The organism is Escherichia ruysiae, assembly GCF_031323975.1.
Lineage (GTDB): Bacteria > Pseudomonadota > Gammaproteobacteria > Enterobacterales > Enterobacteriaceae > Escherichia > Escherichia ruysiae.
Window position 1 is genome coordinate 3,935,581 of the sequence record NZ_JAVIWS010000001.1, and the last position, 20,449, is coordinate 3,956,029.

The window sequence follows — 20,449 nt, forward strand, 5'->3', positions numbered from 1 at the left end:
GGTATCAATGCGCCCTTAGCTCAGTTGGATAGAGCAACGACCTTCTAAGTCGTGGGCCGCAGGTTCGAATCCTGCAGGGCGCGCCATTAAAATTCAATCAGTTACGCCTTCTTTATCTCCTCCATAATTCCAGAGTGGGACATATCTGGGACATCATCACCAAAGATGTCGTCTATTTTCCTCGCGTGCTCTGTCAAATGATTAGGCGCAAGGTGAGCATAACTACGCACCATTTCTATGGATTCCCATCCGCCCATTTCCTGAAGCACTGATGAAGAACATCAATGAATGCACCAGAATGAATCCGGTGAGTTAAGTTCAAACTGTAGTACAATTCGCTCCGGTATTAACAGGAAAGAATATGCTATGAACCCTTATATTTATCTTGGTGGCGCAATACTTGCAGAAGTCATTGGTACAACTTTAATGAAGTTTTCAGAGGGTTTTACACGGTTATGGCCCTCTGTTGGTACAATTATTTGTTACTGTGCATCATTCTGGTTATTAGCTCAGACGCTGGCTTATATTCCTACAGGGATTGCTTATGCTATCTGGTCAGGAGTCGGTATCGTCCTGATTAGTTTACTGTCCTGGGGATTTTTCGGCCAACGGTTGGATCTGCCAGCCATTATAGGCATGATGTTGATTTGTGCCGGAGTGTTGGTAATTAACTTATTGTCACGAAGCGCACCACATTAAAAATAATTTCTTTTGAATCGAGTGAAATATGGTAGCCCGTATGTTTATACGGGCTACTTTTTATACTGCGGGTAAATTTTTTTTGGCAAGTGGAGCAGGGGATTACCACATTTGCGTTTTGAACAGTAGCAATAAAGTTTTCGGTGAGAAATGCCGCCAGCATTTTGTGATGAAACGGATATTGGCGGTATAGGTAGGTATTTGATATCGAGAGTTGATAGTTTATAGAAAAATAAAAATGAAATATTAAGTTTGTTTATTTTTAACCTTCGTACACATCGCTGATAAAATGATAACCACCCGCTGAACGGGTGGTTATGCGTAAGTTTAATTTTATAATTTCAGTGAATGTTTACGCTGTAATAATACAAATGATAGTGGACAAAAAGTACAATCAGTTGATAGAGTCACCGTAGGATGCTACTGCCTGAGCGGTGAGTCCCCCGCTCAATACCTGTCTGACTCCATCATTTTTCAGCCAATAATAAATATTATTTTCTTTATTAAAAGCGTAAATTCTACAAATACCGCCAATCTCATTATTTGTATTCCATCCACTATTAGCTACATTGCCCCACTCCTGGTAAAGACCTGCGTTAACTTCTCGCGAGATAATATGACCTGAATTATGATCATTATAATCGTAACTATCGATATCCTGTGCTTCAGGAAATTCTCCGTTCATGCTCTCAACCCATGGTAAAATCTTTTGAATTGAATCATAAGTTTCAATGCTGTATTTAAAAAACGCTTAACAGTAAAAATATAAATACCGGCAGTTTTGTTCGTTGATTTATCAGTGGCGAAAATAGCAAAAATCTTCCCAATACACTTTTCGTCAACGTCAGGAAAAGTTACTGTGCCATCCTGACTGACCGCCAGAACATTATTGTCTGCATCAGTGCTACAGCTCCATTTTACCTTGTCATTATTAACCGGGTCATTATCAATAACCATCTTAAAGGTGGCGCCTGGAAACAAGCAGTTAGGAAAATGGTAACCATTCTTCATATCATTGTTAATATCATAGATATGGTTGTCAACTAAAACGCCTGTAATTTTACTCATCTTTGACTCTCTTTGTTTATTAAATAAAAGGTTTTATTCCTGTGTAAAGGAATATGCTGATGTTATTGCAATCAATGAATGATTGTTCTTATTTACAGGTTATATAGTGGCATGAATATGATTATATAATGCCTCTGAGTAGTGGCTGCACCGGTTATTTGTGTCACGGCTATCTTCTTATTGGCTATGCAGGTCGTAGTGGGGCAAAACCGAGACGCATAAAATGCGTTGAAAAAAGAGAATCTGCTAAACAATTAATACAAACAGGATTCTGATTAGGAAAGTGAAAAGGAAGGGAGCAAGCAAAGTTGCTCCCTTAAACAATTAATATTCGAGGATGCCACGCGCGACGGGCAAATAGCGCAGGGAGAAATAGAGCGCGTCTTTGCCGCAGGCGGAACGTTTTGCTAATAGCGAGGCGATCTCCGCATCCGGTTTTGGTTTAGCTTCAAACGTTTTACCTTTGCCCGCGACAAACAGTTCATAAACAATGCCGCTGGCGGGTGAGGAAGCCTGGCAATCTGCACTGGCTTGCAGATAACGTTCGCGCTGCCCGGCGGTGAGTTTATCCACGCCGCTGCCATCCTGTACCCAGACATTAACGCCGGTTGCTTTAACTTGTTCCAGCAGTTGCCGATAGCCATCGGGCGACATATTTCCGGCGAAGAAACTACTGATATAAACCGGTTTTGCCGAAACATCACTAAGCAGTCGCTGAGCATTGTTTAACCATTTCAGCAATGGCTGACGGGCGGCTTCGCTGCGCCAGTTCAGATCGTCAATTTCCGCACTGATGTACCAGCCATCCGGCGTTACGCCCGGTGCGGCGCTCCATAATCTGGCTTGCTGGAGATCGGCCGCCAGCAGGCGATTAAGATAGCTCTCCAGCGCCGCAGATGACTGCTTCTGATGCATAAAAAATTCCGGATCGGCATTCAGGCCAACAATCAGCTTCAGGCCAGCGTGCTGCGCTGCCGCTGCTCGTCTGAACAATAATGCACGCTGTTCTGGCTGGGTGAACGCATCGCCGTAACGGGTCCATTGCAGAATCAGGGTGTCGAATCCTTGCAAATGCAACTGACTCATCAGTCCCTGCCACTGGGCGTCGGTGACCTGACTGTCACGATTTTGCGGTTGCCAGATGATACCTTTCATCGCAAAGGAAAAAGGGCTGACCAGCAGCAGTGTCAGCATTACGAAAATTAACTTACGCATTTACCAGTGCACTCCAATGGTGAGAAACGCGTTGTTGCGCTCCCCGCTACGTTGATTAATCGCCTTAAAGGTATGCTGATATTCGACGCCGAGACTGACTTTGTGCGGCCAGGCATCATAGTGCGTCTCGCCGGTCCAGATATTCCAGCGCACGCCAACACCGCCAAGCTGCGCGCCCTGAGTGCCTTTATCACGATAGCCGTTGTCCTGAACGTGAGCGTAAGGCTCAATGGTTTGTCCGTTCGCCACCTTCTGATGCCAGCTCACGCGATAATCTGCCGTCCACGCCTGAATATCCTGGCGGACATATTGCGCCGCATCGAGATACAGGTTTTGGGCAAACCAGCCTGAACCGTTCGGGTGCCACTCGTCGCTGTATTTGCCGCCGTTAAAGAACGAGGCACTGGCGCGCAGCATGGTATCGGAGGCGCCATTTTGTCCGTTCAGCGGCAACTGCTGTTCAACGGCGAGGAAAAAGATTTGGTCGCGCAGGGGCTTCCAGCGCAGGCCGGTGCCGGACATCGGATTTTTCACCGGCATTGCTACACCGTTTTCTCCGGTATCGGCAAAGACGCGGCTGTAAACCGAAAGCAGGTCGCCTTCCAGCAGCATATTGCGCCCGATGCGGTACTCGGCTTCCAGTTGCGCGTAGCTACGATAGCTTTTCCCTGGCGCAGCGCCGCCAACATTGTTGTTAGCGGTACTCATCGCCCCGGAACGCAAGCCGATGGAAGAATCGAAACTGAACGTCCAGCGGCGACCGACATCTTCATGCAGACGGCGGAAATTGAAGCGTTGCTGATTTTGCTCTGGCGTAAGTGGGGTTATCAGCGCCTGGTTATCAATATCATCAATCACCAGTCGGGCGTACTGTTGTGTTGCAGGCATATCATCCAGACGCTGGTTCACGTAGGCCAGTTGTCGGATCAGTGCCGGATCGTCCGGCAATCCTTTATGTGCCTGTTCCAGCATTTCCCGCGATTGCGCGATATCACCGCTATCCCACAAGGCGTAACCGAGCGCCGCCTGGGTATTGCTGTTATTGGGTTCCAGTTCCAGAGCGGCGCGCAAATCGCTCACCGCCGCAGAGACATCATGACGTTGGCGATAAATCGTCGCCCGCGCAACGTAAGCGTTAGCAGAAGGTGCAATGTTAATTGAGTGCGTGAGATCGTTCAGTGCGAGTTCCGGCTGACCAGGAATATAACGTTGTGCATGTAGCCACCAGTACAGAGCATTGTTTCCCAGCCCGCGTTGTTCTGCCTGCTGAAGCCAGCGATCGCGAGCCGCGCCATTTCCTGCTGCCTGAGCGGTATTGGCGGCAGCAAGTAGATCTTCATTGCTCATGTCGTGAAGGCTGATTTTCTGCCAGGCCGCCAGTGCGGTGGCGTAGTCCTCAACCTGATATGCCTGATAAGCCACCGCGCGATGTTGCCACGCGTTCGGTTGTCGTTGTTCGGCCTGAAGCCATGCATACAACGCCACACCGGGTAGCGTGTCCCGATAACACTTCGCCAGACGGTTCCAGGCCGCAGCATCGTAGGAAGGCGACATATCGCCCAGCAGGCGGACTATCGCCGGGCAATTATCTGCAATACCCGGCAACTGACTTTGCCACTGACGTTGCTCCGCCAGCGGCAAGGGTTTCGATAAAATCGCCACTTTCGCAGGCGTCGCCAGGTAAGGATGACTTTCCAGCAGAGACGCCAGTCGCGCCATTAGAGTCTGGCTGACACGCGCATCGCCCTGGAAAGGATAGCGGTGCAGCAATAAATCGGCAGCTTCGCGTGACTGCTCGTTCTGCATCAGTTGCCAGGTCAGTTGATCCAGACGGGTAAGATTTGCCGGTTCTTGCTGATACAGCAATCGTGCCAGACGCAGAGCTTCAGCCTTGTTACGGGTCGCTACGCTAACGGCATAACGCTCCTCAAGCATTTCATTGGCGGGGAGGGTGGCGAGCAGTTTTTGCGCTGCGTCGTACTGACCTTCTTTTAAAAGCACCGGTAGCGTTGCGCCAACAACATACTGGCGGTTATCGGCAAACTGCACCGTATAATTCGCCAACGCCTGAACGGGGTTGGCGCTGTATTTAGATAACAGATAGAGCCAACTTTTCTCTTGTGCGTCCGTGGTAAACAGCGGCTTATTTTCAATGAGATAATGCTGGAGGCGTGCTTTCTCGCCACGATAAGCCAGCGCGGTCGCGTAAGTAATATATGACTGTGGATCGGTGAAGATCCCCTGTGATTGCAGCGCCAGTATCCGATCGTCCAGCTGCCCGGCAAGCAGAACATCAAACCACTGACGGCGCTCAGCTGCGTTTAATGTATTTTGTTGCCGTGATTCACTGAATAACGCTTCTGCCAGCGGCCACTGCTTGAGGTAGATTGCGCGTTGCAGCAGATCGGTACGCAACGTTTTTCCTTCCGGCGATGCGGCAAACGTTGCATCGTTCAGTTGCGCTCTGGCGACAGGCAACTGTGCCAGTCGCAGGGCATTCTGCCCGACTTCACTGCGGCAACGCAGGGTCGGCGCAGCATCGCACGCTTTTTGCTGAGCCAGCAGTTCTTCAACGGTATTAACGGTTTTGACTTCTACTGGAATAGCCGCAAGATTGCGTTCAAGGCGGGCATCACCAGGATGACGTTTCAGTTGATCTTCAAGCAACAGCCGCGCGCGATCATCATGACCAAAATGGCGATAGGCTTCCGCCAGATATAACGTCAACGGAATATTATCCGGCACCTGCTGATGAATATATTCAAATTCGCGGATGGCGGTTGCTTCGTCGTTATTTTTCTGTGCCTTTAGCGCCTTATCGAGACGGGGATAAATAACAAAATGGCGATAGTCGCTAAGCCCCAGCTCTTCTGCGCTGGTGCCGATAGTGTCTGCGAGTGCGCTGGTACTCAATAAAGACGTCAGCAGTAAACCAGACCATCCGATGACGCGATTAAGGTTATTCTCCTTCATTTTCGGACTCCAGTTGCGCAACCTGTTCTGTGTTTAAACCTGCTTTGAGTAATAGTGATTGCATCGAAACTTGTAATTCGCGTTGAATTGTCAGGACGCGATCCAACGTTTCCTGGCTGATAACGCCTTCGGTGACCAAAAATTTACCGAGCGGCAGTGAGCTGCGTTCATGGCGCAATAACAACACGTTAATTGCAGAACGATTAATATGGCCGAGCGTGGTCAGTATTTCGGCGAACAGGAACTGATGCGGTACATATTGCTGCCAGATGTCGCTGGCCTGCTGTTCAGTGAGCCATTGCTGCTGAACCGCATTGTGCAACATTGCTCGTGGGTCATAACCGCGACGACGCGCATACCAGTGACGTAAACCGGTGACGATTTGCCCGCGCAGAACAATGACGTAACGCACCTTGCGTCCGACCTTACGTGTCAGAGCCGCCAGTGAAACCGGATCGATACCATCTTCGCTGCCGACAATTAACTCATCGTTTTCCAGACGCAGCGGCAGTACCGCATAATGTAGCGCCACGGACGCAGGCATTTCGGCAATCAGCGAGGAAGGGATCTGCCAGGCATCGATCGATTCCCACGCCACGCCGTTTTGCTCCGCCAGTGCCTGCGCCAGTTGCTCGGCGCTAATCAATCCCTGCATCAGCATCGAACCGCCGAGGCGTAGACCTTCAACACGATTACGCAGTGCTGTATCGAGTTGCTCTTCAGTGATGACCTGATTTTCCAGCAGGATTTGACCTAACGGGCGCAACGAACGGGTATCGCCAGTCACGCTGGGGAAATCATGCGTCGTTTTATCCCATGCCACGCGACGCGGGTCGCCGTGCTGAAGAACCTGTTTCAACGCGCGCCAGTTGGCCATAAAGTTAATCAGGTTGCCCCAGAATAGCCGCAGGACGGAGAGTAAACCTTGCGTCAGGCCGTAGTAGCCAGTGACAAAAATCACCCGTTGCACAATGCGGTTGATCATCAAGCCAAAGTTTAGCCACAGCAGGGTCATTAACCATGCGCTGCCGCTGAAAATAGAAAGAAAATGCCAGGCATCGGAGCACAAACTTTCATACGCCATCAACAGCAAAAGCTGGAGCATCACCAGCATCGCGAGGAAGCTGACAAAGTTACTGATTGCCCCTTTGCGGTCGCGCCAGAGAAAGTAGTTCAGCGTCAGGCTGGAGGTCCATTTGTGGGTTTTAAAGCCCTGGAAAACAATGCCGATGATCCAGCGAGATTTTTGTCGAACCGCAGTCGAAAAGGTGTCGGGGAAATATTCGCGCACGCAGATCATGTTTGACGTCCGCGCGTGCTGTAAAAATTTACGCTGCTCGCGTTCTTTGGCTTCGTCCACCACCGGAAAACGGACAAAAATTTCCGTCATACCTTTTTCTTTCAGGCGGAAACCAATATCGTAATCTTCGGTAAGACTCTGCACGTCGAAAGCGATACCGTCACCGTCGGCTAACAGCGCGGTCACGGCGCGGCGGCTGAAGCAGGTGCCGACGCCTGCGCTAGGCACCTGTCCGGCGAGAGCTTCACGCACCGGAACATCTTTGCCATGCAGTTCTGAAAATTCATCGATATAGGTCATGCTGGTGAAGTGTGTCCACTCGCGTTCAAACGGATACACCGGGATCTGAATCAGATCTTTACGCTCAACCAGATAGTTGAACAGACGCAATTCCATTGGCGAAATCACGTCTTCAGCATCATGCAAAATAAAACCAGCAAAGGCGAAATTGGCGCTACGTTCAAACTGGGTGATGGCGTCCAGCACGTTGTTCAGGCAGTCGGCTTTACTGGTGGGGCCAGGACGCGCGCAGACCACCTTGTGTACATTCGGAAAGCGAGCGCACACTTCGTCAACATCACGCTGAGTATCGGGGTCGTTGGGGTAGGTGCCAACAAAGATATGATAGTTTTCGTAATCGAGCGTGGTCGCCGCCAGCTCGGCCATATTGCCGATGACGCCCGTTTCATTCCACGCCGGAACCATAATCGCTAACGGTTTTTCATCTGGTTTATACAGTTCGCGGTAACTCATTCGCGGGTAGCGGCGATAAACACTCAACTTGCGTTTAATGCGGCGTACCCAGTAGACGACATCAATAAAAAAATCGTCCAGCCCGCTGATGAACATGATGACCGCTAACGTTATCGCGATTACTTTTAAGCCGTAGAGCCAGGTAGCAAAAACATCAAGAAGCCAGTCCACACAAAAACCTTACATTAACGCTGGTTATGTTTAGGGTGGCGTATATTAAGGTTTTTTATGAATTGTGACAGCTTTTTACCATTAATAGGTATGACTATTGCGGCACGTTATTTTTACACTGGTTATAAAAGTTGCCGTTTGCTGAATAATTAAGCGAGTAATGTGATAATAAACCTTGTCCCCCGCGCATCTGACGTTACTGCAACCGTGCCTTTATGCGCGACAACTATCGATTTCACTATCGCCAGACCAATGCCGCTACCTTCGCCTTTTCGCTGACGGGAGGGGTCAACGCGATAGAAACGGTCAAACAATCGCGGTAAGTGCTCGGGCGCAATGGGCGTACCGGGGTTTTCGACGGTAACTTGCACCTGGTGATCGACCGTCTGGCAGCGCACTACAATTGCCTCTCCGGGTGGCGTATAACGCAGGGCATTAGAAAGCAGGTTGCTTAACGCCCGACGCAGCATCAGCGGATCGCCCGCAACCTGACATTCGTCGCCAACAAACCGCAACTCCACGCCGCGATCTTCCGCTAACGCCTCGAAAAAATCGAACACTTTGCCGACTTCATCTGCCAGGTTGAGCATTTTCTTTTCGGGGATTAACTGGTTGTTATCGGCCTGGGCGAGAAACAGCATATCGCTGACCATTTTCGCCATTCGCGTCAGCTCTTCGAGATTAGAGTAGAGCACATCTTCCAGTTCCTTCTGGCTGCGCGACTGGCTGAGGGCGATTTCCGTTTGCGTAATGAGATTAGTAATCGGCGTGCGAATTTCGTGGGCGATATCCGCTGAGAAATTGGACTGGCGGGTAAAGACATCCTCAATACGCTCGATCATATGGTTGAACGACAGTACCAACTGTTCCAGCTCAATCGGCACGGTCTGCGGGTCAAGGCGAACATCGAGATCTTTTGAAGTAATGTTCTGGATCTGACGACTGACGCTGCGAATTGGCGAATGGCCTTTATGTACCGCCAACAGCACGATAAAGACGATCAGGATGCTGATGATCGATGCGGTCATAATAAGTTTATTCATCAAATCATTTATGTAATGAAGATGAAAATCGATCGATAGCGCGATATAGAGCGTATAAGCAGGTTTGCCGTCCACCAGCGGGCCAACCGGCAAGCTAATCATCCGCCAGTTGCTGTGTTCCATATGCCCATGACCGTGGCCCGGCATCATCATCGTCGGGCCAGAAAGGAGATATACCTCGCCGCCCCGTGCGTCTTTATCGGGTATGGCGTCGCGCGCAAACTCGCGGATATCGGGCGCGTCGGGGGAGTGATACACCGTTTTTCCGTGGCTATCTTCCAGGGAAATCAACACGTTGGAATAACCACTGACAATGTCTTCCAGCGTCATTAAGCGTCGGGCTTGTGTCTCTTCGGGATGATTAAGAACGCGCTTGAGCGTGGTGCTAATCTCTTTTAAATCATTAATATCCTGCTCGGCAAAATGCACCTTTACCGAGTGGATCATGATCCATGCAAAGGCGAAAAATGCCGCGATGGTGGCCAGGCTGATAAAAAAGGTCAGGCGGGTTGCCAGTGAAAACGGGCGCTGAAACGGCTTACTGGCCATCCGGCACCTCGAGCATGTAACCCACGCCGCGCACGGTCTGAATCAGCTTTGGTTCAAAGTCGTTGTCGATTTTGCCGCGCAGCCGCTTCACCGCCACATCAATGGCGTTGGTATCGCTGTCAAAATTCATGTCCCATACCTGCGAGGCGATAAGCGAGCGGGGCAGCACTTCGCCCTGATGGCGGAGGAAAAACTCCAGCAGAGTAAATTCTTTACTGGTCAAAGTGATGCGCGTGCCGCTGCGGGTGACTTTGCGGCTGACGAGATCGACCATCAAATCGGCAACCTGAAACTGACTTTCGATAATCACCGCCGCCCCGCGCCGCAGTAGAGTGCGCACCCGCGCCAGCAGTTCAGCAAAAGCGAACGGCTTCACCAGGTAGTCATCCGCTCCCAGCTCCAGTCCCTTGACGCGATGTTCAATCGTACCCAGCGCGCTGAGCAACAGAATCGGCATCCCTTTATTGGCAGAACGCAACATGCGCACGATATCCCAGCCGTTCACGTCCGGCAGCATAATATCGAGGATTATCAGGTCATAATCACCGGTCATCGCCAGATGGTAGCCATTCAGCCCGTTGTCGGCTAAATCGACCACAAAACCGGCTTCAGTTAACCCTTTGGTTAGGTATTCGCCAGTTTTCTTTTCATCTTCGACAATCAACAGTTTCATATTTCCTCCGCATGTTGCCCGGGCAATTCTAGAGTAGCGGGATCAGATGGCAATCGCTTATTGGCAAAATGACAATTTTGTCATTTTCCTGTCACCGGAAAATCAGAGCCTGGAGGGTAAAGTTGGCGGCATAAAATCACTAAAAATTATGTGCCTATGTCTCCTTGTAAACTTCTGACATTTTGTGTGGGTCTTGTGCTAACCGGTTGTTCGCTGGCACCGGATTATCAGCGTCCGGCAATGCCCGTGCCGCAGCAGTTCTCACTCAGCCAGAACGGGCTGGTTAACGCAGCAGATAACTATCAGAACGCGGGCTGGCGCACCTTTTTTGTTGATAATCAGGTGAAGACGCTGATTAGCGAGGCGCTGGTGAATAACCGGGATTTGCGCATGGCGACGCTGAAAGTGCAGGAAGCGCGTGCGCAATATCGTCTGACCGATGCCGATCGCTACCCACAGCTCAATGGCGAGGGCAGCGGTAGCTGGAGCGGCAATCTTCAGGGCGATTCGGCTACGACACGGGAGTTCTCGACTGGCCTTAACGCCAGCTTTGATCTCGATTTTTTCGGTCGCTTAAAGAACATGAGCGAAGCCGAGCGACAAAATTATTTAGCCACTGAGGAAGCTCAGCGCGCGGTGCATATTCTGCTGGTTTCTAATGTCGCGCAAAGCTATTTCAATCAGCAGCTGGCTTATGCGCAATTGCAAATAGCCGAAGAAACGCTGCGTAATTATCAGCAGTCATATGCGTTTGTCGAAAAACAACTGTTGACAGGTAGCAGCAATGTTCTGGCGCTGGAACAGGCTCGCGGGGTGATTGAAAGTACCCGCAGCGATATCGCTAAACGTCAGGGGGAACTGGCGCAGGCGAATAATGCATTGCAACTGTTACTGGGAAGCTACGGCAAGCTGCCGCAAGCGCAGACAGCGGATAGCGACAGCCTGCAAAGTGTTAAATTACCGGCGGACTTGTCGTCACAAATCTTGTTGCAGCGCCCGGATATTATGGAAGCTGAACACGCGTTAATGGCGGCTAATGCCAATATTGGCGCCGCACGCGCGGCATTTTTCCCGTCTATAAGCCTGACCAGCGGAATATCGACCGCTAGTAGCGAACTGTCGTCATTATTTAACGCCAGCAGCGGGATGTGGAATTTTATTCCCAAAATTGAGATCCCCATTTTTAATGCCGGGCGCAACCAGGCCAATCTGGATATCGCCGAAATTCGCCAGCAGCAGTCGGTAGTGAATTATGAACAGAAAATCCAGAACGCCTTTAAAGAAGTGGCTGATGCGCTGGCATTACGTCAAAGCCTGAATGATCAAATTAGCGCCCAGCAGCGTTATCTGGCGTCGCTACAAATTACCCTGCAACGGGCGCGGGCATTATATCAGCACGGCGCGGTTAGTTATCTGGAAGTGCTGGATGCCGAACGTTCTTTATTTGCAACCCGACAAACTTTACTCGACCTGAATTATGCCCGTCAGGCTAACGAAGTTTCTTTATATACCGCACTTGGTGGCGGTTGGTAGCAGTAATTTTTAACTCCAGGAGATAATAAATGAAAAAAGCACTGCAAGTCGCAATGTTCAGTCTGTTTACCGTTATTGGCTTTAATGCCCAGGCTAACGAACATCATCATGAAACCATGAGCGAAGCACAGCCACAGGTCATTAGCGCCACCGGTGTGGTAAAAGGCGTTGATCTGGAAAGCAAAAAAATCACCATCCATCACGATCCGATTGCCGCAGTCAACTGGCCGGAGATGACCATGCGTTTTACCATCACCCCGCAGACGAAAATGAGCGAAATTAAAACCGGCGACAAAGTGGCGTTTAATTTTGTCCAGCAGGGCAATCTCTCTTTATTACAGGATATTAAAGTCAGCCAGTAACCCAGGTTTAATTCAATGAAAAAAATCGCGCTTATTATCGGCAGCATGATCGCGGGCGGCATTATTTCTGCGGCAGGTTTTACCTGGTTTGCAAAGGCGGAACCGCCAGTGGAAAAAACGCCAACCGCAGAACGTAAAATCTTATTCTGGTACGACCCGATGTATCCCAATACGCGGTTCGATAAACCGGGTAAATCGCCGTTTATGGATATGGATCTGGTGCCGAAATATGCCGATGAAGAGAGTTCTGCGTCTGGTGTGCGCATTGACCCGACTCAGACGCAGAACCTTGGGGTGAAAACGGCTACCGTCACGCGCGGGTCGCTGACGTTTGCCCAGAGTTTCCCGGCGAATGTCAGTTACAACGAGTATCAGTTTGCCATTGTACAGGCTCGCGCCGCCGGGTTTATCGACAAAGTTTATCCGCTTACCGTGGGCGATAAAGTGCAAAAGGGCGCGCCGCTTCTCGACCTGACCATTCCCGACTGGGTGGAAGCGCAGAGTGAGTATTTACTGCTGCGCGAAACCGGCGGTACGGCGACCCAGACTGAAGGCATTCTTGAGCGGCTGAGACTGGCGGGAATGCCGGAGGCTGATATTCGCCGCCTGATCGCCACGCAAAAAATCCAGACTCGCTTTACGCTCAAAGCGCCCATTGATGGCGTGATCACCGCGTTTGATCTGCGCGCGGGAATGAATATCGCCAAAGATAACGTGGTAGCGAAAATTCAGGGTATGGATCCGGTGTGGGTCACTGCTGCGATCCCGGAGTCCATCGCCTGGCTGGTGAAAGATGCCTCGCAGTTTACACTCACCGTTCCGGCGCGACCCGATAAAACGCTCACCATCCGCAAATGGACGCTACTACCGGGCGTGGATGCCGCGACCCGCACTTTGCAACTGCGTCTGGAAGTCGATAACGCCGACGAGGCACTAAAACCGGGAATGAACGCCTGGTTGCAACTCAACACCGCCAGCGAACCGATGCTGCTCATTCCGTCACAGGCGCTGATTGATACCGGCAGCGAACAGCGGGTGATTACCGTTGATGCCGACGGACGCTTTGTACCGAAACGCGTTGCCGTTTTCCAGGCCTCGCAAGGCGTCACCGCGTTACGTTCTGGTCTGGCGGAAGGTGAAAAGGTGGTTTCCAGCGGCCTGTTCCTGATTGATTCTGAAGCCAATATTTCCGGCGCACTGGAGCGGATGCGCTCTGAAAGTGCTACCCATGCGCATTGAGGGAATAACTAATGATTGAATGGATTATTCGTCGCTCGGTGGCGAACCGTTTTCTGGTACTGATGGGCGCGTTGTTTCTGAGTATCTGGGGCACCTGGACCATCATTAACACGCCAGTGGATGCGCTGCCGGATCTTTCCGATGTGCAGGTGATTATTAAAACCAGCTATCCCGGTCAGGCACCGCAAATCGTTGAAAATCAGGTGACTTATCCGCTAACCACCACCATGTTGTCGGTGCCTGGCGCGAAGACCGTGCGCGGTTTCTCGCAGTTTGGTGATTCTTATGTGTATGTCATTTTCGAAGATGGCACCGATCCGTACTGGGCGCGCTCGCGGGTGCTGGAGTATCTCAACCAGGTGCAGGGTAAGCTGCCTGCAGGAGTCAGCGCCGAGCTGGGGCCAGACGCTACGGGTGTTGGCTGGATCTATGAATACGCGCTGGTGGATCGCAGCGGTAAGCACGATCTGGCTGATTTACGCTCATTGCAGGACTGGTTTCTCAAATATGAGCTAAAAACCATCTCAGACGTTGCGGAAGTAGCGTCGGTGGGCGGAGTGGTGAAAGAGTACCAGGTGGTCATCGATCCTCAGCGCCTGGCGCAGTATGGCATCAGTCTCGCCGAAGTAAAAAGCGCGCTGGATGCTTCAAACCAGGAAGCGGGCGGTTCGTCGATCGAACTGGCGGAAGCGGAATATATGGTGCGCGCCAGCGGCTATCTGCAAACGCTCGACGACTTTAATCACATCGTTTTAAAAGCCAGTGAAAATGGCGTGCCTGTTTATCTGCGTGATGTTGCGAAAGTCCAGGTAGGGCCGGAAATGCGCCGGGGCATTGCGGAACTGAACGGCGAAGGCGAAGTCGCTGGCGGAGTGGTGATCCTGCGTTCCGGCAAAAACGCCCGTGAAGTGATCGCCGCCGTGAAGGACAAGCTGGAAACGCTGAAAAGCAGTCTGCCGGAAGGCGTGGAGATAGTTACAACATACGATCGCAGCCAGCTCATTGATCGCGCCATCGACAACCTCAGCGGCAAGTTGCTGGAAGAGTTTATTGTGGTGGCGATAGTCTGCGCGCTGTTTCTCTGGCATGTGCGCTCGGCGCTGGTGGCGATTATTTCGTTGCCGCTGGGGTTGTGTATTGCTTTTATTGTCATGCACTTTCAGGGACTGAACGCCAATATTATGTCGCTGGGCGGCATTGCGATTGCCGTCGGGGCGATGGTCGATGCCGCTATCGTCATGATCGAGAATGCGCATAAACGGCTGGAAGAGTGGCAGCACCAGCATCCTGACGCCACGCTGGATAATAAAACGCGCTGGCAGATTATCACCGATGCATCTGTTGAAGTGGGGCCGGCGCTGTTTATCAGTCTGCTGATTATCACGTTGTCGTTTATCCCGATCTTCACCCTGGAAGGGCAGGAAGGGCGTCTGTTTGGCCCACTGGCGTTCACCAAAACCTATGCCATGGCGGGTGCGGCGCTGCTGGCGATCGTGGTGATCCCGATCCTGATGGGCTACTGGATACGTGGCAAAATTCCGCCAGAAAGCAGTAACCCGCTCAACCGTTTTTTGATTCGTATTTACCATCCGCTGTTGCTGAAAGTACTGCACTGGCCGAAAACCACGCTGCTGGTGGCGGCGCTTTCGGTGCTGACGGTTATCTGGCCGCTGAATAAAGTTGGCGGGGAATTTTTACCGCAGATCAATGAAGGCGACTTGTTATATATGCCATCGACGCTGCCGGGGATTTCCGCGTCGGAAGCAGCGAGTATGTTGCAAAAAACCGACAAGCTGATTATGAGCGTACCTGAAGTGGCGCGGGTGTTTGGCAAAACAGGGAAAGCGGAAACTGCCACCGACTCCGCTCCGCTGGAGATGGTAGAAACGACCATTCAGCTTAAGCCGCAGGATCAGTGGCGGCCAGGCATGACGATGGACAAAATCATCGAAGAGCTGGATAACACCGTGCGGCTGCCGGGGCTGGCGAATCTGTGGGTGCCGCCAATCCGTAACCGCATCGACATGCTCTCAACCGGCATTAAAAGCCCCATCGGCATTAAAGTGTCCGGCACTGTGCTGGCAGATATCGACGCGATGGCAGAGCAAATTGAAGACGTGGCGCGAACGGTGCCAGGCGTGGTTTCGGCCCTTGCCGAGCGTCTGGAAGGTGGGCGCTATATTAACGTTGAGATTAACCGTGAAAAAGCCGCGCGTTACGGTATGACGGTGGCGGATGTGCAGTTGTTTGTCACCTCTGCGGTGGGCGGGGCGATGGTTGGCGAAACGGTGGAAGGAATTGCCCGTTATCCGATTAATCTGCGTTATCCGCAAAGCTGGCGCGATAGCCCGCAGGCGCTGCGACAGTTACCGATCCTGACGCCGATGAAGCAGCAAATCACCCTGGCGGACGTGGCCGACGTTAACGTCTCCACCGGACCGTCGATGCTAAAAACCGAGAATGCGCGCCCGACAAGCTGGATTTATATCGACGCCCGCGATCGTGACATGGTGTCAGTGGTTCACGATCTGCAAAAAGCGATTGCCGAAAAAGTGCAGTTGAAACCGGGCACCAGTGTGGCGTTTTCCGGTCAGTTCGAGCTACTGGAGCGCGCCAACCATAAGCTGAAACTCATGGTGCCGATGACGCTGATGATCATTTTCGTGCTGCTATATCTGGCGTTCCGTCGCGTGGGGGAAGCGTTACTGATTATCAGCAGCGTACCGTTTGCGCTGGTGGGCGGCATCTGGTTCCTGTGGTGGATGGGCTTTCATCTTTCCGTCGCGACGGGCACCGGTTTTATCGCTCTCGCCGGAGTCGCTGCCGAGTTTGGCGTGGTGATGCTGATGTATTTACGTCACGCCATAGAGGCAGAGCCGTCGCTGGATAACCCGCAGACCTTTAGCGAGCAGAAACTGGATGAGGCGTTGTATCACGGCGCGGTACTGCGCGTGCGCCCGAAAGCGATGACGGTGGCGGTGATTATCGCCGGTCTGCTGCCGATTCTGTGGGGAACGGGGGCGGGCTCAGAGGTGATGAGCCGCATCGCCGCGCCGATGATTGGCGGCATGATTACTGCACCTTTGCTGTCGCTGTTTATTATCCCGGCGGCGTATAAGCTGATGTGGCTGCACCGGCATCGGATTTAGGCAAAATTGCCTGATGCGCTACGCTTATCAGGCCTACAGCGTGAATTATAATTTATTGAATTTGCACATTTCTGTAGGCCAAATAAGGCGTTAACACCCTAATTGGCAATAACAAGGTACTTTTTGTCGGCAATTTGCATAAGAAAGGGATACCCGGTTTAACTGTGTGGATTGTGTCTTGCGACGACCAGCACTAAATGTTAAAAGGAGCCCCTCAATAAAAAAGACACACAGGGGAAAGACGTGAAAAACGCGTCAACCGTATCGGAAGATACTGCGTCGAATCAAGAACCGACGCTTCATCGGGGATTACATAACCGTCATATTCAGCTAATTGCGCTGGGTGGCGCCATTGGTACTGGTCTGTTTCTTGGCATTGGTCCGGCGATTCAGATGGCGGGGCCGGCTGTATTGCTGGGCTACGGCGTTGCCGGGATCATCGCTTTCCTGATTATGCGCCAGCTCGGCGAGATGGTGGTCGAAGAGCCGGTATCTGGTTCGTTTGCCCATTTTGCCTATAAATACTGGGGACCGTTTGCGGGCTTCCTCTCCGGCTGGAACTACTGGGTGATGTTCGTGCTGGTAGGAATGGCTGAACTGACGGCTGCGGGTATCTATATGCAGTACTGGTTCCCGGATGTTCCAACGTGGATTTGGGCTGCCGCCTTCTTTATTATCATCAACGCCGTTAACCTGGTGAACGTGCGCTTATATGGCGAAACCGAGTTCTGGTTTGCGCTGATTAAAGTGCTGGCGATTATCGGCATGATCGGTTTTGGCCTGTGGCTACTGTTCTCTGGTCACGGCGGCGAGAAAGCCAGTATCGACAACCTCTGGCGCTACGGCGGTTTCTTTGCCACCGGCTGGAATGGGCTGATTTTGTCGCTGGCGGTGATTATGTTCTCCTTCGGCGGTCTGGAGCTGATTGGGATTACTGCGGCTGAAGCGCGCGATCCAGAAAAAAGCATCCCTAAAGCAGTGAATCAGGTCGTGTATCGCATCCTGCTGTTTTATATCGGTTCACTGGTGGTTTTACTGGCGCTCTACCCGTGGGTGGAAGTGAAATCCAACAGTAGCCCGTTTGTGATGATTTTCCATAATCTCGACAGCAACGTGGTAGCTTCTGCGCTGAACTTCGTCATTCTGGTGGCGTCGCTGTCAGTGTATAACAGCGGAGTTTACTCCAACAGCCGGATGCTGTTTGGCCTTTCCGTCCAGGGGAATGCGCCGAAGTTTTTGACTCGCGTAAGCCGTCGCGGTGTTCCGATTAACTCGCTGATGCTTTCCGGAGCGATCACTTCGCTGGTGGTGTTAATCAACTATCTGCTGCCGCAAAAAGCGTTTGGTCTGCTGATGGCGCTGGTGGTAGCAACGCTGCTGTTGAACTGGATTATGATCTGCCTGGCGCACCTGCGTTTTCGTGCGGCGATGCGACGTCAGGGGCGTGAAACCCGCTTCAAAGCTCTGATGTATCCGTTTGGCAACTATCTTTGCATTGCCTTTCTCGGCATGATTTTGCTGCTGATGTGCACAATAGATGATATGCGCTTGTCAGCGATCCTACTGCCGGTGTGGATTGTGTTCCTGTTTGTGGCGTTTAAAACGCTGCGTCGGAAATAAGGCATTCACGCTACATCCGACAAAACGATGTCCGCTCTCATCCATTCGATGAGAGCGGTTTTTTTAATTACTGCTTAAATGCACCCGCCAGAGAGCGAATATCATTGCCGGTTGGCGACTGATGAAGTCGCAGACCAAACTCTTCGACAATGGCAAATATATGGTCAAAAATATCCGCCTGAATGCTTTCATATTCCAGCCACACTACGGTATTGGTAAACGCATATATCTCAAGCGGTAAACCATTATCGCCCGGTGCAAGCTGGCGTACCATTAAGGTCATATCTTTACGAATACGTGGATGGTTACGTAGATATTCGTTCAGATAGGCACGAAATGTTCCAATATTCGTCATTCGGCGCAGGTTTAATACTGACTCCGTAGACCCTTGCTGGCGGTTCCACTCATTAATTTCCTGATGGCGGCTGGTTAAATAAGGCTTTAACAGATGCGCTTTATTCAGCCGCTGCATTTCGGTTTCATCAAGAAAGCGAATGCTGGTGACATCAATACTGATACTGCGTTTAATGCGTCGTCCACCAGAGGCTGACATTCCGCTCCAGTTTTTAAAGGAGTCAGAAACCAGAGACCAGGTGGGAATAGTGGTAATGGTATTGTCCCAGTTACGTACTTTGACGGTGGTTAAACCAATATCGATCACCGCGCCATCCGCGCCGTATTTCGGCATTTCCAGCCAGTCGCCCAGTTTCAGCATATCGTTCGCGGAAAGCTGAATACCTGCCACCAGACCAAGAATCGGATCTTTAAATACCAACATCAGCACGGCAGCCATTGCGCCAAGACCACTGATCAGAATGGTCGGTGACTGACCAATCAGCAGCGAGATCATCAAAATGCCGACCAGAATAGCGCCGATCAGCTTTATCCCCTGAAATATCCCTTTCAGCGGTAACTGTTTTGCTGCCGGGAATTTCTGCGCCAGATTTAAAATAACATCCAGCAACGAGAAGACTGAAAGCAGCGCATACATCATGATCCACAACTGTGCGCAGGTGGTCAGAATATCAGCCGCTTCGGTGCCTTTTTGCAGCCAGAATACCGCCTGAATATTGACGATAATCCCCTGCAGGGTAAAAGCTAAACGGTGAAATAGTTTATTCTGGGTAATGATTTGCAGCCACAGCCGTGAACTGGCAATGGCGCGTTTTTCGAAGGTACGTAATACCACCCAGTGCAAAATAATATGTACTACAACGGCGGTCAGAAAAATAATACCGAAAATCATCACCATTGAGGTGGTGTGATCAATCTCAATACCCGCTAAATCTTCAACCTGGGATATTAAATCCTGCATAACGTCTCCTGTATACAACAGCGGACTATGATGACGGCTGAAACAGGGTTATGCAAATCAGGAAAATCTGATGTGAAATAGCCGGGAACAGTTCCCGGCTATAAAGGAGAATTACACTTCAGTTAAGGTGATACTTTGCGGCAGACGAGATTTTGGCAGGGTAGCGTTAAAATCTTCCACGCTGTGATGGCCTACCGGTACGACCACCAGACTGGTGTAACCTTTCTCTTTCAAACCAAATTCTTCATCGAGGATCGCCGCGTCAAAACCTTCGATTGGCACCGCGTCCAGACCCAGTGCCGCAACGCCCAGCAGGAAGTTACCGACGTTGAGATAAACCTGTTTTGCCATCCACTCTGCATCATCATGCAGATCTTTACGGTGCATATCGGCGAAGAACTTACGGCCTTTATCGTTCGCCGCTTTGGCTTCCGGCGTGGCAAAGCGACCATCGGCATCTTCCTGGTCAACAACCAGCTTCAGCCAGGCATCGTCCATTGCGGTTTTCGCGCAGAACACCACGACGTGCGAGGCATCAAGTATTTTACGTTCGTTGAACACGTAATTGTCGGCGGCGGATTTAGCGACACGCGCTTTACCTTCTTCCGTGCTGGCCACAATAAAATGCCATGGCTGGGAGTTGGTGCTGGATGGGCTGTACTGCAACAGGGTTTTGATCTGCTCGGCTTGTTCCGGGGTAAGTTTTTTGCTGGCATCAAATGCCTTAGTGGAATGACGCTTTAGGGCGACAGAAATGATATCCATAAAGACTCCTTGTGAAAGATGT

General features: G+C 51.2%; 15 protein-coding genes, 1 tRNA gene and 1 pseudogene. 7 read left to right on the forward strand and 10 right to left on the reverse strand.

The features are described from left to right. Positions 1 to 9: 9 nt before the first annotated feature. Positions 10 to 86 (forward strand) — tRNA-Arg (locus RGV86_RS18845). 15 nt (positions 87 to 101) lie between these two features. Here the strand turns inward: RGV86_RS18845 and RGV86_RS18850 are convergent. Further along, positions 102 to 272, reverse strand: a pseudogene (locus RGV86_RS18850) (integrase); the annotation flags it as partial. A gap of 94 nt (positions 273 to 366) precedes the next feature. Between RGV86_RS18850 and emrE the strand changes: the two are divergent. Continuing rightward, a complete protein-coding gene (gene emrE, locus RGV86_RS18855) occupies positions 367 to 699 on the forward strand; it encodes a multidrug efflux SMR transporter EmrE (protein ID WP_001070440.1) in 333 nt (110 codons plus the stop codon). Between the two features lie 394 nt (positions 700 to 1,093). Here the strand turns inward: emrE and RGV86_RS18860 are convergent, their stop codons facing one another. The 7 genes from RGV86_RS18860 to cusR form a co-directional block, all read right to left on the reverse strand. Then, a complete protein-coding gene (locus tag RGV86_RS18860) occupies positions 1,094 to 1,384 on the reverse strand; it encodes a hypothetical protein (protein WP_241957194.1) in 291 nt (96 codons plus the stop codon). Continuing rightward, a complete protein-coding gene (locus tag RGV86_RS18865) occupies positions 1,381 to 1,767 on the reverse strand; it encodes a hypothetical protein (protein ID WP_241957195.1) in 387 nt (128 codons plus the stop codon). Before RGV86_RS18865 ends, RGV86_RS18860 begins: the two co-directional genes overlap by 4 nt. Before the next feature lie 324 nt (positions 1,768 to 2,091). Further along, positions 2,092 to 2,982, reverse strand: coding sequence for a DUF4434 family protein (locus RGV86_RS18870; protein ID WP_001228559.1), 891 nt, complete (start codon positions 2,980 to 2,982; stop codon positions 2,092 to 2,094). Continuing rightward, positions 2,983 to 5,955, reverse strand: a complete 2,973-nt coding sequence (gene nfrA / locus RGV86_RS18875; RefSeq protein ID WP_085460490.1) for a bacteriophage adsorption protein NfrA — start codon at positions 5,953 to 5,955, stop codon at positions 2,983 to 2,985. Next, entirely contained in the window at positions 5,942 to 8,179 is a 2,238-nt protein-coding gene (nfrB, locus tag RGV86_RS18880; protein WP_000383955.1) for a cyclic di-3',5'-guanylate-activated glycosyltransferase NfrB, read from the reverse strand. The genes nfrA and nfrB overlap by 14 nt, the downstream gene beginning before the upstream one ends. Before the next feature lie 149 nt (positions 8,180 to 8,328). Beyond that, a complete protein-coding gene (gene cusS, locus RGV86_RS18885; protein ID WP_309508457.1) occupies positions 8,329 to 9,771 on the reverse strand; it encodes a Cu(+)/Ag(+) sensor histidine kinase CusS in 1,443 nt (480 codons plus the stop codon). After that, the gene (gene cusR, locus RGV86_RS18890; RefSeq protein ID WP_000770938.1) at positions 9,761 to 10,444 is read right to left on the reverse strand and encodes a copper response regulator transcription factor CusR; all 684 of its coding nucleotides are present in this window, start codon (positions 10,442 to 10,444) and stop codon (positions 9,761 to 9,763) included. The genes cusS and cusR overlap by 11 nt, the downstream gene beginning before the upstream one ends. A 156-nt stretch (positions 10,445 to 10,600) precedes the next feature. Between cusR and cusC the strand changes: the two genes are divergently transcribed. The 5 genes from cusC to pheP all read left to right on the forward strand — a co-directional run bounded on the left by cusC (position 10,601) and on the right by pheP (position 18,347). After that, positions 10,601 to 11,977: a Cu(+)/Ag(+) efflux RND transporter outer membrane channel CusC gene (gene cusC, locus RGV86_RS18895; protein WP_085460492.1), complete on the forward strand. Its 1,377-nt coding sequence runs from the start codon at positions 10,601 to 10,603 to the stop codon at positions 11,975 to 11,977. A 29-nt stretch (positions 11,978 to 12,006) separates the two neighbouring features. After that, the gene (cusF, locus tag RGV86_RS18900; RefSeq protein ID WP_000709873.1) at positions 12,007 to 12,339 is read left to right on the forward strand and encodes a Cu(+)/Ag(+) efflux RND transporter periplasmic metallochaperone CusF; all 333 of its coding nucleotides are present in this window, start codon (positions 12,007 to 12,009) and stop codon (positions 12,337 to 12,339) included. Between the two features lie 15 nt (positions 12,340 to 12,354). Further along, the gene (gene cusB / locus RGV86_RS18905; protein ID WP_085460493.1) at positions 12,355 to 13,578 is read left to right on the forward strand and encodes a Cu(+)/Ag(+) efflux RND transporter periplasmic adaptor subunit CusB; all 1,224 of its coding nucleotides are present in this window, start codon (positions 12,355 to 12,357) and stop codon (positions 13,576 to 13,578) included. 11 nt (positions 13,579 to 13,589) lie between these two features. Then, positions 13,590 to 16,727 (forward strand): Cu(+)/Ag(+) efflux RND transporter permease subunit CusA, encoded by a 3,138-nt coding sequence (cusA, locus tag RGV86_RS18910; protein ID WP_309508456.1) that lies wholly within the window; start codon positions 13,590 to 13,592, stop codon positions 16,725 to 16,727. Positions 16,728 to 16,970: 243 nt separating this feature from the next. Next, on the forward strand, positions 16,971 to 18,347 hold the full coding sequence (gene pheP, locus RGV86_RS18915) for a phenylalanine transporter (RefSeq protein WP_085460495.1): 1,377 nt from the start codon (positions 16,971 to 16,973) through the stop codon (positions 18,345 to 18,347). A 67-nt stretch (positions 18,348 to 18,414) separates the two neighbouring features. On the opposite strand, the gene ybdG is transcribed toward pheP, so the two are convergent. After that, positions 18,415 to 19,662 (reverse strand): mechanosensitive ion channel YbdG, encoded by a 1,248-nt coding sequence (ybdG, locus tag RGV86_RS18920; RefSeq protein WP_001153137.1) that lies wholly within the window; start codon positions 19,660 to 19,662, stop codon positions 18,415 to 18,417. A 111-nt stretch (positions 19,663 to 19,773) separates the two neighbouring features. Further along, positions 19,774 to 20,427, reverse strand: coding sequence for an oxygen-insensitive NAD(P)H nitroreductase (gene nfsB / locus RGV86_RS18925; RefSeq protein ID WP_000351445.1), 654 nt, complete (start codon positions 20,425 to 20,427; stop codon positions 19,774 to 19,776). Positions 20,428 to 20,449 lie beyond the last annotated feature (22 nt).

Bases quoted from the DNA above. Each gene is read 5' to 3' on its own strand.
- RGV86_RS18865 (WP_241957195.1), bottom strand. From the start codon at position 1,767: ATGAGTAAAATTACAGGCGTTTTAGTTGACAACCATATCTATGATATT.
- cusA (WP_309508456.1), top strand. From the start codon at position 13,590: ATGATTGAATGGATTATTCGTCGCTCGGTGGCGAACCGTTTTCTGGTA.
- cusR (WP_000770938.1), bottom strand. From the start codon at position 10,444: ATGAAACTGTTGATTGTCGAAGATGAAAAGAAAACTGGCGAATACCTA.
- nfsB (WP_000351445.1), bottom strand. From the start codon at position 20,427: ATGGATATCATTTCTGTCGCCCTAAAGCGTCATTCCACTAAGGCATTT.
- nfrA (WP_085460490.1), bottom strand. From the start codon at position 5,955: ATGAAGGAGAATAACCTTAATCGCGTCATCGGATGGTCTGGTTTACTG.
- RGV86_RS18870 (WP_001228559.1), bottom strand. From the start codon at position 2,982: ATGCGTAAGTTAATTTTCGTAATGCTGACACTGCTGCTGGTCAGCCCT.
- cusS (WP_309508457.1), bottom strand. From the start codon at position 9,771: ATGGCCAGTAAGCCGTTTCAGCGCCCGTTTTCACTGGCAACCCGCCTG.
- cusC (WP_085460492.1), top strand. From the start codon at position 10,601: ATGTCTCCTTGTAAACTTCTGACATTTTGTGTGGGTCTTGTGCTAACC.
- emrE (WP_001070440.1), top strand. From the start codon at position 367: ATGAACCCTTATATTTATCTTGGTGGCGCAATACTTGCAGAAGTCATT.
- ybdG (WP_001153137.1), bottom strand. From the start codon at position 19,662: ATGCAGGATTTAATATCCCAGGTTGAAGATTTAGCGGGTATTGAGATT.
- cusB (WP_085460493.1), top strand. From the start codon at position 12,355: ATGAAAAAAATCGCGCTTATTATCGGCAGCATGATCGCGGGCGGCATT.
- cusF (WP_000709873.1), top strand. From the start codon at position 12,007: ATGAAAAAAGCACTGCAAGTCGCAATGTTCAGTCTGTTTACCGTTATT.
- RGV86_RS18860 (WP_241957194.1), bottom strand. From the start codon at position 1,384: ATGAACGGAGAATTTCCTGAAGCACAGGATATCGATAGTTACGATTAT.